A 14,654-nucleotide genomic window follows, 5' to 3' on the forward strand; every position below is an offset into this window, starting at 1 on the left:
TGCAAATTGATTGATTAGCTTATATCGATCAATAGTGTGCAAGTGAGATAAAGGCAATCATCCAATAGCGTTATTTAAGATAAGTACTATTAATGAATTGCCTCATTGCTCAATTGCATAACTATTAAAACTTAAATGCAATTAGTCAGTGATTTCTTTTTGAGATTCTGGCGCATCTTTTTGTTGTAAATCAACTTTGCGCTCTGTAGCATCTTCATCTTCGTTATCATGCATGTCAATTTCATTATCATGTTCGTCCATGATCTTAACGTCTAATCCTAAACTTTGTAATTCTTTCATCAATACACGGAATGATTCAGGAACACTTGGTTTAGTGATGTTTTCACCTTTAACGATCGATTCGTAAGTTTTAACACGGCCTACAGTATCGTCAGATTTATAAGTTAAGATTTCTTGTAACGTATAAGCAGCACCATATGCTTCAAGTGCCCATACTTCCATTTCACCGAAACGTTGTCCACCAAATTGAGCTTTACCGCCAAGTGGTTGTTGCGTTACAAGTGAATATGGTCCAGTTGAACGCGCATGTAACTTGTCATCAACCATGTGAGCAAGTTTAAGCATGTACATAACACCAACTGAAATACGATTATCGAATGGTTCACCAGTACGGCCATCATAAAGTACTGTTTTACCGTCTCTAGCCATGCCTGCTTCTTCAATCGTAGACCAAACGTCGTCATCATTTGCACCATCAAATACTGGAGATGCAACGTGAATGCCTAGATTTTTAGCAGCCATACCTAAGTGTAATTCAAGTACTTGTCCGATATTCATACGTGATGGTACACCTAGTGGGTTTAACATGATGTCAATTGGCGTACCGTCTGGTAAATAAGGCATGTCCTCTTCAGGAACTATTTTAGAAATTACACCTTTGTTACCGTGACGACCACACATTTTGTCACCAACATGAATTTTACGTTTTTGAACGATATATACACGTACTAATTGGTTTACACCAGGAGATAAAGTGTCGTCTCCTTCTTCACGGTTAAATACTTTAACATCAAGTACGATACCGCCTGCACCGTGAGGTACACGTAGTGAAGTATCACGAACTTCTCTAGCTTTTTCACCAAAGATTGCATGTAATAGACGTTCTTCAGCAGTTAATTCAGTTACACCTTTAGGCGTTACTTTACCTACTAAGATGTCACCATCATTAACTTCAGCACCAACGTAAACAATGCCTCGATCATCTAAGTTTTTCAATGCACTATCAGAAACATTAGGAATATCTCTTGTGATTTCTTCAGGTCCTAATTTAGTGTCACGCGCTTCTGATTCGTATTCTTCAATATGAATTGAAGTATATACGTCATCTTTAACAAGGCGTTCACTCATAATTACAGCATCTTCATAGTTATAACCGTCCCAAGTCATGAAACCTACAACGACGTTACGACCTAATGCCATTTCGCCTAGTTCCATAGAAGGTCCATCTGCTAAGATTTCGCCTTTAGTTACAACATTACCTGCTGCAACGATTGGTCTTTGGTTGTAACAAGTACCAGTATTAGAACGTTTGAATTTAGATAATGGATAACGATCTAATTCGCCTTCGTATTCTTTGCCGTCTTCTTCAATTAAACGACGTACTAAGATTTCATTAGATTCAACGTGTTCAACGCGACCTTTATGCTTAGCAATAACTGCAGCTCCTGAGTCACGAGCGGCAACGTGTTCCATGCCTGTACCAACAAATGGTGATTCAGGGTTCATCAATGGTACCGCTTGACGTTGCATGTTCGCACCCATTAAGGCACGGTTAGAGTCATCGTTTTCTAAGAAAGGAATACATGCTGTCGCAGCCGAAACAACTTGTTTTGGTGATACGTCCATGTAGTCCATTTTTTCTTTCGCCATAACTGTGTTGTTACCACGGAAACGACAAACTACTTCATCATCTAAGAAACGACCATTTTCATCTAATTTAGAGTTAGCTTGCGCTACCACATAGCTATCTTCTTCATCAGCTGTTAAATAGTCAATTTGATCTGTGATTGAATTAGTTTCTAAATCAACTTTACGGTATGGTGTTTCGATAAAGCCAAATTCATTAACACGTGCATAACTTGATAATGAGTTGATAAGTCCAATGTTTGGACCCTCTGGCGTTTCGATTGGACACATACGACCATAGTGAGAATAGTGAACGTCACGCACTTCCATTTGAGCACGTTCACGAGTTAAACCACCAGGTCCAAGCGCAGATAGACGACGTTTATGCGTTAACTCAGCTAATGGGTTAGCTTGGTCCATGAATTGTGATAATTGAGAGCTACCAAAGAATTCTTTGATAGAAGCAATAACCGGACGAATATTGATTAATTGTTGTGGTGTAATTGAGTCAGTGTCTTGAATAGACATTCTTTCTCTTACAACACGTTCCATTCTTGATAAACCAATACGGAATTGGTTTTGTAACAATTCACCTACTGAACGTAGACGACGATTACCTAAATGGTCAATATCATCAGTGAAACCAATGCCACTTAATAAGTTAAAGAAGTAAGACATTGAAGCAATGATATCTGCTGGAGTTATACATTTAACCTCTGAATCAGGGAATGCATTACCAATTACTGTTGTTTTACGACCTTCTTCATCATTAGGTACATAAACTTTAATAGATTGGATTTCTACAGGTTCATCAATTACAGTGCCTTCTAATTCATAAACTTCGCTGTTGGCATTAGATTCTAAAACATCCATGATTTCATCAATTTTACGACGGTCTAAAACAGTGCCTTCTTCAGCTACTATTTCACCAGTTTCAGCATTAACGATTGGTTCAGCTAATTTCTGATTGAATAAACGATGTTTTAAATGTAATTTTTTGTTTGCTTTATAACGACCTACACTTGCTAAATCATAACGTTTCGGATCGAAGAAACGTGAGTATAATAAGCTTTTCGCATTTTCTACTGTAGGTGGCTCGCCAGGACGTAAACGTTCATAAATTTCTAATAAAGCTTGGTCAGTATTTTCTGTACCATCTTTTTCTAATGTGTTACGTAAGTATTCATTGTCACCAAGTAATTCAATGATTTCTTGATCTGTTGAGAAACCTAAAGCTCTTAAAAGAACTGTTAATGGTAATTTTCTTGTTCTATCAATACGTACGTACACAACATCTTTTGCATCTGTTTCATATTCTAACCATGCACCACGGTTAGGAATAATTGTTGCATCATAATTTGTACGACCATTTTTATCTAACTTTTCATTGAAATAAACGGATGGTGAACGAACTAATTGAGATACAATAACACGTTCAGCACCGTTAATTACGAATGTGCCTGTGTCTGTCATTAATGGGAAATCACCCATGAATACTTCTTGTTCTTTCACTTCGCCAGTTTCTTTAATAATTAAACGAACTTTGACGCGTAGTGGTGCCGCATAAGTTGTATCGCGGTTTTTTGATTCTTCTAAATCGTATTTCGGTTCACCAAGTCTATAATCAACAAACTCTAATGAAAGATTTCCAGTGAAATCTTCAATTGGTGAAATGTCGCGGAACATTTCTAGTAATCCTTCTTCTAAAAACCATTCGTATGATTTCGTTTGGATTTCGATTAAGTTCGGTAATTCTAAAACCTCTGAAATTCTAGCGTAGTTTCTACGTTTACGATGTCTTCCATATTGGACAAATTGACCTGCCAAACAGATTCACCCCTCAAAAATTGTGTGTTTACTTTTAACAAATAACTCAATATAATAAGACAAAAAGAAAACGGTAGCACTCCTTATGACACCATTTTCGATTTACTATATTTACAATTTGCATTGTTGTATGATTGATAAAAGTACACACTTATTGAACATAAATTTTTACATTCTATAACTATATCAGAATTACACTTCGAAATCAACCTTCACGCTTTTCAAAATGTAATATCCTTTACTTTTGTCAATGACTTCAACGTTACTAAAAGTTTCTTCCATTTTCTTCTTCGCAGATGGCATACCTTGTTTCTTTTGTATTACGACATACAAGGAACCATTAGTTTTCAATTTACTATAAGCGTCTTCTAATATGCGATGCACTACTTGTTTTCCAGCTCTAATTGGTGGATTAGTAACAATAGCATCATAATTTTTATTAATAGTTTGCGTTAAACCATCACTTTTAAAAATTTCTGCATTATCTATATGATTACTTTTTTTATTCTTTTTAGCTAGAGTTAGCGCACGTTCGTTAACATCTACCATTGTAACTTCGTGATGTGGTGCACATTTAGCAATCATTAAACCGATCGGGCCGTAACCACACCCTACATCGACGATTTTCTTTTTAGGACCTGGAGGATTAGATTTTAAAAAAGTTCTAATTAATAAATCTGAACCAAAATCAATCTTCCCTTTTGAAAATACGCCACTATCGGTCGTTAATTTTAAGTTATGTTGATCATAGGAGTATGTAAATGTTATTTCATCACTTTCAATTTCAGGATTTTCATCATAATAATGACTCATGACTTCACCTCTTAATTATTCATTGTTACATGAATTATATAATATCTTACGTCGCTCGACTCTTAGAAATAACTATATTTATACAAAAAAGATAAAACCCCGTTATATGTATAACGGGGTTTTCACTTCTCAAAATCTTAGACTGCAAGGTGTATACTTAAATAGTGAAACATCCTTGTTACTGCAATATAAAATTATTTTTGAGTATTAAGGCTAGAATTATTTTAATTCTACTGAAGCGCCAACTTCTTCTAATTGAGATTTAAGTGCTTCAGCATCTTCTTTAGATAAACCTTCTTTAACTACGCTTGGAGCTCCGTCTACTAATTCTTTAGCATCTTTTAAGCCTAAGCCAGTTGCTTCTTTAACAGCTTTAACAACTTTGATTTTAGATGAACCAGCTGAAGTTAACTCAACGTTAAATTCAGTTTGTTCTGCAGCAGCGTCAGCGCCACCTGCAGCACCGCCAGCTGCTACTGGAGCCGCTGCAGTTACACCAAATTCTTCTTCAATTGCTTTTACTAAGTCGTTTAATTCTAATACTGACATTTCTTTAATTGCTTCAATGATTTGTTCTTGATTAGCCATTTTAATATTCCTCCGTTAATTTAATATTTTTGCGCGATTATTCAGCGCTTTCTTCTTGTTGTTCTCCAACAGCTTTAACCGCATAAGCGAAGTTGCGTACTGGAGCTTGTAATACAGATAAAAGCATAGATACAAGACCGTCGTGGTTTGGTAAAGAACCAACTGTTTTAACTTCTTCAGCTGAGATTAAGTTACCTTCCATAACGCCTGTCTTAATTTCTAACGCATCATGTTCTTTTGCGAATCCTGCAAGTACTTTTGCTGGCGCAACAACATCTTCAGTTGAAGTAGCAACAGCTGTAGGTCCAACTAAAAATTCGTCTAAACCTTCAATACCTGCTTTTTCAGCTGCACGACGTACCATAGTATTTTTGTATACTTTGTACTCAACACCAGCTTCACGTAATTGGTTACGTAATTCTGTTACTTCAGATACGCTTAAACCACGATAGTCAACGATAACAGTTGAAACTGAGTTTTTAAGTTGATCAGCTATAACATCAACATGTTGTTGTTTTGCTTCAATGATAGCAGACATTTAGACACCTCCATATAGTTTAATTTTGGTGCTTTTAATTTTGATATTGGTAACACAAACGTATGTAATAACCAATAATCAATAAAAAAAGCACTTTCTACCCACGGCAAAAAGTGCTTGAAAGTTTAATCTTCACGTTCAAGTCAATTTTAGCCTCGGTAGGATGATTTTTAAGTTACGAATAACTCCTACTGTCTTAGGTAAAATAATCACATAAACAAATATAACTCGTTTACGTTAATAAGTCAATATTTAATTATAGGCTGAAAGAAATTCTTCCAGCCTAAGATTATCTTTGTATGAAATTACAATTTGAAGCTTGAAGTATCAACTTTGATACCAGGGCCCATTGTTGTAGTTACGTTAACAGATTTGAAATAAGTACCTTTAGCTGAAGATGGTTTAGCTTTTGTTAAAACATCTTGTAAAGCTTTAAAGTTTTCTACTAATTTATCTGTATCGAATGAAGTTTTACCAATTGAAGCGTGGACGATACCAGCTTTTTCAGCACGGTATTCAACTTTACCAGCTTTAATCTCTTCAACGGCTTTTTTCACATCCATTGTAACAGTTCCAGTTTTAGGGTTTGGCATTAAACCTTTAGGTCCTAATACACGACCTAATTTACCAACTTCGCCCATCATGTCTGGTGTAGCAACAACTACATCGAAGTCAAACCAACCTTGTTGGATTTGAGTTACGTAGTCGCCTTCGCCTACATAATCTGCTCCTGCTTCTTGTGCTTCTGTTGCTTTGTCACCTTTAGCAAATACTAATACACGTTGTGATTTACCTGTACCGTTTGGTAATACTACCGCTCCACGGATTTGTTGATCATTTTTACGTGTATCAATGCCTAAACGGAATGCTACTTCAACCGAAGCATCAAAGTTAGCAATGCTTGTTTCTTTAGCTAATGCAACCGCTTCTTCAACACTATAGTGTTTTTGGCGGTCGATTTTACTAGCTACTTCTTGATACTTTTTACTTTTCTTAGCCATTTTAAGTTCCTCCTTTAGTGGTTTTAGCGGAATTTCCTCCCACGTTTACTTGTTTACACAAGTTAAGAGCAGACAACATTTACTGAGAATCACAAGGCACTGCCTTATTCATTCATCAAGCCATAAATAATATATAACTCTGTTATCTGCTATAATAATTTATCGTTTCAATATCAATGTTATTAGTCTACAGTTATACCCATACTACGAGCAGTACCTTCGATAATACGCATTGCTGCTTCTTCGTCTGCAGCGTTTAAGTCTTGCATTTTAGTGTTAGCAATTTCGCGTACTTGATCTTTAGTTACTGAAGCAACTTTGTTTTTGTTTGGTTCGCCTGAACCTTTTTCAACTCCAGCTGCTTTTTTAAGTAGTACTGGCGCAGGTGGTGTTTTAGTAACGAATGTAAATGAACGATCTTCATATACACTGATTTCTACTGGAATGATTAAACCTGCATCCTCTTGAGTACGTGCGTTGAATTCCTTACAGAATCCCATAATGTTCACACCTGCTTGACCTAATGCTGGTCCAACTGGTGGTGCTGGATTTGCTTTACCTGCAGGAATTTGTAATTTAACTACTTTTTCTACTTTTTTAGCCACGATGTGCACCTCCTTGATATCGTGATGTGGTCATAGGACTAAGTTTTGCCCTCCCACTCTTCAACATTTCGTGACGAAATGAAACGCTCTTAAGCGCGACCACAGTATTATAACATCAACTAAGAATAGAAAGCAATAGTATTTTTGCTAATTTCCAGCTGATGTTATGATTTGTTTTATTATAATTTTTCGATTTGATCAAATTCTACTTCGACAGGAGTTTCTCTACCAAACATGTCTACTAACACTGTAAGTTTGAATTTATCGGCTTCAATTTCTTGAACCTCACCTACTTGATTAGCAAAAGGTCCAGATTTGATAGTTACTTGTTCACCGACTTCAACTTCTACATCGATAGTTTTTTCTTTTAAGCCCATTTGTTTTAAAATGTAGCGCACTTCATCAGGTAATAATGGATTCGGTTTAGAACCTGATCCAGCAGAACCGACAAACCCAGTTACTCCTGGTGTATTTCTTACTACATACCATGATTCGTCAGTCATTACTAATTCAACTAACACATAACCAGGGAATGTTTTTTTAGTTAATGTTTTTGCTTTACCATCTTTCACTTGTGTTTCTTCTTCTTCTGGTATGACAACTCTAAAAATTTGTTCTGTCATATTCATAGATTCTACACGTTTCTCTAAATTCTTTTTAACTTTATTTTCATATCCAGAATACGTATGCACTGCATACCAATGCTTTGCGCCAACTTCTTCAGACATGTCGTCACTCCTTATTATTTAATTATTTCTATGATTCTGCCAATTCCTAAATCTAAGGCATAGAAGAAAGCTAAGAAGAATACTACTGTTGCTACTACAATAACTGTGTATTTAAACAATTCTTCTTTTGTAGGCCAACTTGTTTTTTCCATCTCTGACTTAACGCCTTGGAAGAAATTTTCTTTTTTAGCCATATTACAGACCTCCATCTCAATTCAATCTTAAATCATCATCTAACTGCGCTATTTATTAAACTAAGTAGATAAAAACATTCCAATTTTATTTAGATTCTTTGTGCACAGTATGCGCATTACATCTAGGACAATACTTTTTTAAAGTTAGCCTTATCGTAGAATCATTTTGCTTTGGAACGTTGTAATTTCGGTTACCACATTCTTCACAACTAAGCGGTACTTTTTTTCACTAGACTTCACCTTATTCATTATAATACCAGTATACTATACATAAATAGCATAATAAATGTCAAACCTCAACTACTTCGCAGACGAGGTAAGATACGCTTTTTTATCATCGTTTGTGCTACTTAATTATCCTTATGTAACGTTAATTTTTTGCGGAGTTTTATTTTACAACGTTGTATGGCATTATAAATATTTTTATTGTTAACATTTAATTTCCGAGCCATTTCTTGTGGTGTGTATCCTTGCAATAGAAACGTAACAACCACACATTCAAAATCACTTAGTATTGATAAACTTTGCTCGATTTGTTCTGCTATTTCATTTTTTAATACCTGCTGTTCCACTAAATGATAGTATTTGAAATAATTATATTCTACTTTATATTCATTAATTAGCATTTCTTGTTTATGATTCAAATTTATCCGTTTACGCAAATAATCATATTTTACTGACTTCACTATTTTATTAATATAATGTTCAAACGGCGTTGATCGACGGAAGTCAAATTTACTTATAGCTAAAAAGATTTTAACTACCACTTCTTGATATAAATCATCTTGTGCATGACAATCAATTGCGTAGTGATTTAGTCTTTGTCTAATCTTAGGTTCCATCTTATTTAAGTACTGTTCTAAATCTATACAATCATCAATACGTAACTGACTTAGCTGCTCATAGTCTTTAGTTGTTTTATTACGAATCATATGTAATGTCCTTTCTTAAAAGTATAGACATCATACATAGATTCATACGCTAAATCAATAATGCTAAATCAGTCTTTTTTACGGTCGCCACGTCTAATTTTCTCGAATTCTTCCAATATATCATTCGAGAGTTCGATTCGCGTACGTGGCTTGCGTTCTTTAAAACCATCAAGCGATTTAGAAATTGTTACTTCGCTCTCTTTTAAATCTCGCCACATTTCTCTAGAGGAAATTCTATAGGCACCTGTTCCAAATATGGCATGTTGTTCGCTCATATCACTCGTCACTACTGTAATATGAGTGGTGTATTTATCGTATAAATCATACACATACTTTTCGATATAGCTATCTGCTGTTTCTTTTTCTTTCGTAAAAACGACTTTAACGCCATGATACATATATTCAGTTTGCATGCCTGACTGTTCATAAGCGTCAAACACACATAATACTTCATCGGCAATTACAGCACTATAATTAGCAATGGTAGTGAGCAGGCTTTCACGAGCTTCTTCTAAGTTCTCTTGGGAAAGTTTACTCAATTCAGTAGACTGCCCAATCATGTTATAACCATCAATGATTAAATAACGAGACTTCATTAGTTATCTCCTATCTGATTCCGCTTACGATAAACCTCATACATCATTAAACTAGCCGCTACAGACGCATTCAAGCTATTTACATGGCCTACCATAGGAATCTTGATATAAAAATCGCATTTATCTTTTACGAGTCTACTCATTCCTTGACCTTCACTACCAATGACGATGGCTAATGGCATACCGGCATCTAATTGACGATAATCCGTCGCATTATCCGCTTCTGCACCAGCAACCCAATAGCCTTTTTCTTTCAATGTTTCAATTGTTTGAGCTAGATTTGTTACACGCATAACGGGAACGTGTTGAATAGCACCAGTACTTGCTTTCACTACGGTTTGTGTTAGCGCAACGGAACGACGTTTAGGAATAATTATTCCATCAATACCTGAAGCGTCAGCAGTACGTATAATTGACCCTAAATTATGAGGATCTTCTAGTCCATCTAATATAAGTACTGTCGATAATTGTTCTTTATTTTGTTGTTCTGTTAAAAAGTTATCGAAATCAGCATATTCATAAGGTGCTACTAGTGCCGCAACACCTTGGTGAGGTGCATCTGCTAGATTATCCAATTTAGATTTCGGTACAGTTTGAACTATAAGTTTATCGTTTTTTGCTTTTTTTAAAATCTCACTCAATTGTTGCTTTTTAACGCCTTCTTGAATCAAAATTTTATTTATAGTGTGTCCTGAGACAATAGCTTCTTTAACGGCATGACGACCAACGATGACAATGTCTTCCAAATTATTACGCCCTTTCATCAACTATATTTACTATTGTTGTTAATAATTGCTCTAATCTTTCGTTATGACTCTCTAAATATAAGTAGCCAATTATCGCTTCTAAAGCTGTACTTTTTTTATAAGTTTGAATATCTGTATTCTTCGCCTTAGTATAACTTTTAGCATTACGACCACGTCTAACAATATCTAATTCTTCTTCAGTAAACCATTCCATTGTCATAAGTGTTTCCAAAGTTTGCGCCTGGCTTTTAGCTGATACATAAGTTTTAGAAAGCTGGTGTAATTTATTAGGTTTACTTTTAAGTTTCAAAACAATGTAAGTACGTACATGTTGATCTAGAACGGCATCACCCATATAAGCTAAAGTTAACGGATTTAACAATTTCGCATTGGCTTTATCCACGTTTAAACCTCACACCTTGAGGCGTATCTTCTAAAATGATGTTTTGTTCTTTGAGTGAATCACGTATTTCATCAGCTCTTGCGAAGTCTTTATTTTTTCTAGCCTCATTACGTTCCTCAATAAGCGCTTCGATATCTTCATCTAATAAGACTTCCGCTTCTTGTCCAACAAGTGGTACGCCGAGTACATCGCTAAATATTTGATAAACGTCTTTAAATCTTTCAAGCACTGCTAATGATGTTGTGTTCTCTAATACAAATTTATTAGCTAGTTTTGTTAATTCGAACCAAGCAGTAATCGCATTAGCCGTATTAAAATCATCATTCATAACTTCTTCAAATTGAGCTAATATCTTATTGATTTCTGTAATATACTCAGTTTGATCTGTTACGTCAGTAGCTATCTCTGCACGTTCTATTATAGCTTTGTAACTATTACGTATACGTTCTAATCCGTTTTTCGCTGCGTTAACTAATTCCATATTATAGTTAATAGGACTACGGTAGTGTACGCTAATCATAAAGAAACGTAACACATCAGGGTCAATTTCTTTAATAATGTCATGTACAAGTACAAAATTGCCTAACGACTTACTCATCTTTTCGTTATCGATATTAATAAAGCCATTGTGCATCCAGTAATTAGCAAATGTGGCATGATTATGTGCTTCAGATTGCGCAATCTCATTTTCATGGTGAGGGAATTGTAAATCTGTACCACCTGCGTGAATATCCATCGTAGCGCCAAGTTCTTTATAAGCCATAACTGAACACTCAATATGCCAACCCGGACGACCTTTACCAAATGGACTATCCCAACTTATTTCGCCTTCTTTTGCAGCTTTCCATAAAGTGAAGTCTAATGCGTCCTCTTTATGTTCACCTTGCTCAATACGCGCGCCAACTTTCAAATCATTTAAAGACTGGTGACTTAATTTACCATAGTCTTCGAATTTACGTGTTCTGTAATAGACATCTCCACCACTAACATAAGCGTATCCTTCGTCTACTAAATCTTGAATAAATTGAATAATATCATCCATATGATTCATCACTCGTGGGTTAGAAGTTGCTCTTCTTACATTCAATGCACCAGTATCTTCATAGAAAGCATTAATATAGCGTTCAGCAATTGTTTCAACAGATTCATTTAATTCTTTAGAACGATTGATTAATTTGTCGTCAACGTCCGTAAAGTTAGATACATAAATCACTTCATAGCCTTGGTATTCAAAATATCTACGTACAACATCATAAACAATGGCTGGGCGTGCATTCCCTATATGAATATAGTTATAAACCGTTGGCCCACAAACGTACATTTTAACTTTGCCCGGCTCAATAGGCTCAAACGTCTCTTTTTGACGCGTAAGTGTATTATATAATGTAATCATCTTGTATCTCTCCGTTTCTTGTTTTCTCTAACTGTCGCTCTAATTCTTTCATTTGTTCATAAATAGGGTCTGGTAAATTTAAATGATCAAATGTTTTACCAATACGTTTGCCATCTTGCTTAACGATATGACCCGGAATACCTACTACTGTTGAATAACTAGGCACTGAAGTTAAAACTACAGAATTAGCACCAATATTTACATCAGAATCAATTTGGATATTACCTAAAACCTTCGCACCTGCTGCAATCAATACATTGTCTCCAATATCAGGATGTCTTTTTCCTTTTTCTTTACCAGTACCACCTAAAGTGACACCTTGATAAATAGTGACATTATTACCAATTCGACATGTTTCTCCGATAACTACACCCATACCATGGTCGATAAATAGACGTTTCCCTATTTCTGCACCTGGGTGAATTTCGATACCCGTGAAGAAACGCGCTACTTGAGAAATAAGTCTAGCGATGACATATTTCTTCTTTTTGTATAATTCATGTGCTATTAAATGACTCCATATCGCATGTAATCCAGCATACGACGTCACAACTTCAAATGTCGTTTTTGCTGCGGGATCTTGCTCAAACACCATATTAATATCGTCTTTCATTCGTTTTATTACTTTAAACAAGGTATATTTCCTCCCTACTAAAAAAAGCACCCTAACAATTTATGTTAGAGGTGCTTTTGCACGGTTCCACTCTTTTTTATAATAGTGATGGCTTGAATAACTTTAAAAATTCAAACTGTTAACTAGTATACGCTCATTTATCTTATTTAATTATAAAGACACAAAGGTGCATTCCATAATCGCAGTGATGTACTCGCAGCAACCGCACACTCTCTTAACACTGCCAATTATTTACTAATCCTCTGCTATTCAACATTAATCATAAGTGGTTTGTTGTAAATTTTCAAGTTACAACACGTACTACTTTGTAATTATTATAAATATTTTTTAAGTCTTGTTAAAACTTTGTCTTTACCAAGCACTTCAATCGTATTTGGTAATTCTGGTCCATGCATTTGTCCAGTTACCGCAACTCGGATAGGCATAAACAATTGTTTGCCTTTAATACCAGTTTCTTTTTGTACTTCTTTAATAGTCTTTTTAATTTCTGCCGCTTCAAATGGTTCTAAAGCTTCTAATTTACCGTATAAGTGGTTGATTAATTCTGGAACTTGTTCACCGTCTAAAATTTCTTGCTCATCTTTACCTAAAGCTTGTTCATCACGGAAGAAAATTTCTGATAACGGTACAATTTCACCTGCATAACTCATTTCTTTTTGGTATAACGCAACTAACTTACGTCCCCAATCTAAATCAGCTTCAGAAGGATTTTCTGGTAATAATTCAGCTTTAATTAAATGTGGTAAAGCAAGTTCGAATACTGTTTCAGCATCTTTTTGTTTCATGTATTGGTTATTAATCCATGCTAGCTTTTGTTTATCAAAGAAAGCAGGTGATTTTGATAAACGTTTTTCATCGAATATTTTAATGAATTCTTCTTTAGAATAGATTTCGTCTTCGCCTTCTGGAGACCAACCTAATAATGTTATAAAGTTAAATAGCGCTTCAGGTAAATATCCTAAATCACGATATTGCTCAATAAATTGTAGTATTTGACCATCACGTTTACTTAATTTTTTACGTTCTTCATTAACAATTAAAGACATATGCGCAAAACGTGGAGGTTCCCAACCGAATGTTTCATATATCATAATTTGTTTTGGTGTGTTTGAAATATGGTCATCACCACGAATAACATCAGAGATTTCCATATAATGGTCATCGATTGCTACTGCAAAGTTGTATGTTGGGACACCATCTTTTTTAACGATTACCCAGTCACCCATATTATTTGAATCGAATGAAATTTCGCCTTTAACCATGTCGTCAAATTTAAATGTAGTATCTTTTGGAACTCTGAAACGGATAGATGGTTTACGCCCTTCAGCTTCAAATTGTTGACGTTCTTCTTCAGTTAAATGTGCATGTTTACCACCATATCTAGGCATTTCACCGCGTGCGATTTGTTCTTCACGTTCAGCTTCTAACTCATCTTCAGTCATGTAGCATTTGTAAGCTTTATCTTCGTCTAATAATTGTTGAATTAATGGGTTGTAGATTTCAGCACGCTCAGACTGACGGTATGGTCCGTATCCTTTATCTTTATCGATTGATTCGTCCCATTCAATGCCTAACCATTTTAAGTTTTCAAATTGAGAAGATTCTCCGTCTTCTAAATTACGTTTACTATCTGTATCTTCAATACGGATAACAAAATCTCCATCATAATGTTTGGCAAATAAATAGTTAAATAATGCTGTTCTAGCATTACCAATATGCAAATAACCTGTTGGGCTAGGTGCGTATCTAACTCTTACACGATCGCTCATTATGTTCACTCCAATTTAACT

At 35.2% G+C, this 14,654-nt stretch carries 15 protein-coding genes, 1 pseudogene and 1 other annotated feature; all 16 genes and pseudogenes read right to left on the reverse strand.

The genetic code is table 11. The features are described from left to right. Positions 1 to 141: 141 nt before the first annotated feature. The 16 genes and pseudogenes from rpoB to gltX all read right to left on the reverse strand — a co-directional run bounded on the left by rpoB (position 142) and on the right by gltX (position 14,633). Positions 142 to 3,693 carry a DNA-directed RNA polymerase subunit beta gene (rpoB, locus tag C7J89_RS12950; protein WP_103294576.1) on the reverse strand — a complete coding sequence of 1,184 codons (3,552 nt, stop codon included), beginning with the start codon at positions 3,691 to 3,693 and terminating at the stop codon, positions 142 to 144. 192 nt (positions 3,694 to 3,885) lie between these two features. After that, complete coding sequence (locus C7J89_RS12955; protein WP_103294577.1) at positions 3,886 to 4,506, reverse strand: class I SAM-dependent methyltransferase; 621 nt, start codon at positions 4,504 to 4,506, stop codon at positions 3,886 to 3,888. A gap of 219 nt (positions 4,507 to 4,725) precedes the next feature. Then, positions 4,726 to 5,094 carry a 50S ribosomal protein L7/L12 gene (rplL, locus tag C7J89_RS12960; RefSeq protein WP_048792362.1) on the reverse strand — a complete coding sequence of 123 codons (369 nt, stop codon included), beginning with the start codon at positions 5,092 to 5,094 and terminating at the stop codon, positions 4,726 to 4,728. Between the two features lie 37 nt (positions 5,095 to 5,131). Beyond that, positions 5,132 to 5,632, reverse strand: a complete 501-nt coding sequence (gene rplJ / locus C7J89_RS12965; protein ID WP_103294578.1) for a 50S ribosomal protein L10 — start codon at positions 5,630 to 5,632, stop codon at positions 5,132 to 5,134. A gap of 75 nt (positions 5,633 to 5,707) precedes the next feature. Continuing rightward, positions 5,708 to 5,851: a sequence feature (ribosomal protein L10 leader region), on the reverse strand. 86 nt (positions 5,852 to 5,937) lie between these two features. Continuing rightward, positions 5,938 to 6,633 (reverse strand): 50S ribosomal protein L1, encoded by a 696-nt coding sequence (rplA, locus tag C7J89_RS12975; protein WP_061855467.1) that lies wholly within the window; start codon positions 6,631 to 6,633, stop codon positions 5,938 to 5,940. A gap of 182 nt (positions 6,634 to 6,815) precedes the next feature. After that, positions 6,816 to 7,238, reverse strand: coding sequence for a 50S ribosomal protein L11 (gene rplK / locus C7J89_RS12980; protein ID WP_048792359.1), 423 nt, complete (start codon positions 7,236 to 7,238; stop codon positions 6,816 to 6,818). 179 nt (positions 7,239 to 7,417) lie between these two features. Next, a complete protein-coding gene (gene nusG, locus C7J89_RS12985; RefSeq protein WP_061855468.1) occupies positions 7,418 to 7,966 on the reverse strand; it encodes a transcription termination/antitermination protein NusG in 549 nt (182 codons plus the stop codon). A 14-nt stretch (positions 7,967 to 7,980) separates the two neighbouring features. After that, on the reverse strand, positions 7,981 to 8,160 hold the full coding sequence (gene secE / locus C7J89_RS12990) for a preprotein translocase subunit SecE (RefSeq protein ID WP_048792357.1): 180 nt from the start codon (positions 8,158 to 8,160) through the stop codon (positions 7,981 to 7,983). An 85-nt stretch (positions 8,161 to 8,245) separates the two neighbouring features. Further along, a pseudogene (rpmG, locus tag C7J89_RS12995) lies at positions 8,246 to 8,386 on the reverse strand (50S ribosomal protein L33); the annotation flags it as partial. Between the two features lie 124 nt (positions 8,387 to 8,510). Then, entirely contained in the window at positions 8,511 to 9,092 is a 582-nt protein-coding gene (locus C7J89_RS13000; RefSeq protein WP_103294579.1) for a sigma-70 family RNA polymerase sigma factor, read from the reverse strand. Between the two features lie 68 nt (positions 9,093 to 9,160). Next, on the reverse strand, positions 9,161 to 9,688 hold the full coding sequence (locus tag C7J89_RS13005) for an NYN domain-containing protein (RefSeq protein WP_103294580.1): 528 nt from the start codon (positions 9,686 to 9,688) through the stop codon (positions 9,161 to 9,163). Continuing rightward, positions 9,688 to 10,434 (reverse strand): 23S rRNA (guanosine(2251)-2'-O)-methyltransferase RlmB, encoded by a 747-nt coding sequence (rlmB, locus tag C7J89_RS13010; protein WP_103294581.1) that lies wholly within the window; start codon positions 10,432 to 10,434, stop codon positions 9,688 to 9,690. Before rlmB ends, C7J89_RS13005 begins: the two co-directional genes overlap by 1 nt. A 4-nt stretch (positions 10,435 to 10,438) precedes the next feature. Next, positions 10,439 to 10,789, reverse strand: a complete 351-nt coding sequence (locus C7J89_RS13015) for a Mini-ribonuclease 3 (RefSeq protein WP_061855527.1) — start codon at positions 10,787 to 10,789, stop codon at positions 10,439 to 10,441. A gap of 40 nt (positions 10,790 to 10,829) precedes the next feature. Beyond that, positions 10,830 to 12,230, reverse strand: a complete 1,401-nt coding sequence (gene cysS, locus C7J89_RS13020; RefSeq protein WP_103294582.1) for a cysteine--tRNA ligase — start codon at positions 12,228 to 12,230, stop codon at positions 10,830 to 10,832. After that, positions 12,214 to 12,843 carry a serine O-acetyltransferase gene (cysE, locus tag C7J89_RS13025; protein WP_061855526.1) on the reverse strand — a complete coding sequence of 210 codons (630 nt, stop codon included), beginning with the start codon at positions 12,841 to 12,843 and terminating at the stop codon, positions 12,214 to 12,216. Before cysE ends, cysS begins: the two co-directional genes overlap by 17 nt. 335 nt (positions 12,844 to 13,178) lie before the next feature. Then, on the reverse strand, positions 13,179 to 14,633 hold the full coding sequence (gene gltX / locus C7J89_RS13030) for a glutamate--tRNA ligase (protein ID WP_048792352.1): 1,455 nt from the start codon (positions 14,631 to 14,633) through the stop codon (positions 13,179 to 13,181). Positions 14,634 to 14,654: the final 21 nt, after the last annotated feature.

It is taken from the genome of Staphylococcus kloosii (assembly GCF_003019255.1).
GTDB lineage: Bacteria > Bacillota > Bacilli > Staphylococcales > Staphylococcaceae > Staphylococcus > Staphylococcus kloosii.

Bases quoted from the DNA above. Each gene is read 5' to 3' on its own strand.
- C7J89_RS13005 (WP_103294580.1), bottom strand. From the start codon at position 9,688: ATGAAGTCTCGTTATTTAATCATTGATGGTTATAACATGATTGGGCAG.
- gltX (WP_048792352.1), bottom strand. From the start codon at position 14,633: ATGAGCGATCGTGTAAGAGTTAGATACGCACCTAGCCCAACAGGTTAT.
- C7J89_RS13000 (WP_103294579.1), bottom strand. From the start codon at position 9,092: ATGATTCGTAATAAAACAACTAAAGACTATGAGCAGCTAAGTCAGTTA.
- rplJ (WP_103294578.1), bottom strand. From the start codon at position 5,632: ATGTCTGCTATCATTGAAGCAAAACAACAACATGTTGATGTTATAGCT.
- cysS (WP_103294582.1), bottom strand. From the start codon at position 12,230: ATGATTACATTATATAATACACTTACGCGTCAAAAAGAGACGTTTGAG.
- nusG (WP_061855468.1), bottom strand. From the start codon at position 7,966: ATGTCTGAAGAAGTTGGCGCAAAGCATTGGTATGCAGTGCATACGTAT.
- rplA (WP_061855467.1), bottom strand. From the start codon at position 6,633: ATGGCTAAGAAAAGTAAAAAGTATCAAGAAGTAGCTAGTAAAATCGAC.
- cysE (WP_061855526.1), bottom strand. From the start codon at position 12,843: ATGAAAGACGATATTAATATGGTGTTTGAGCAAGATCCCGCAGCAAAA.
- rplL (WP_048792362.1), bottom strand. From the start codon at position 5,094: ATGGCTAATCAAGAACAAATCATTGAAGCAATTAAAGAAATGTCAGTA.
- secE (WP_048792357.1), bottom strand. From the start codon at position 8,160: ATGGCTAAAAAAGAAAATTTCTTCCAAGGCGTTAAGTCAGAGATGGAA.
- C7J89_RS12955 (WP_103294577.1), bottom strand. From the start codon at position 4,506: ATGAGTCATTATTATGATGAAAATCCTGAAATTGAAAGTGATGAAATA.
- C7J89_RS13015 (WP_061855527.1), bottom strand. From the start codon at position 10,789: ATGGGTGATGCCGTTCTAGATCAACATGTACGTACTTACATTGTTTTG.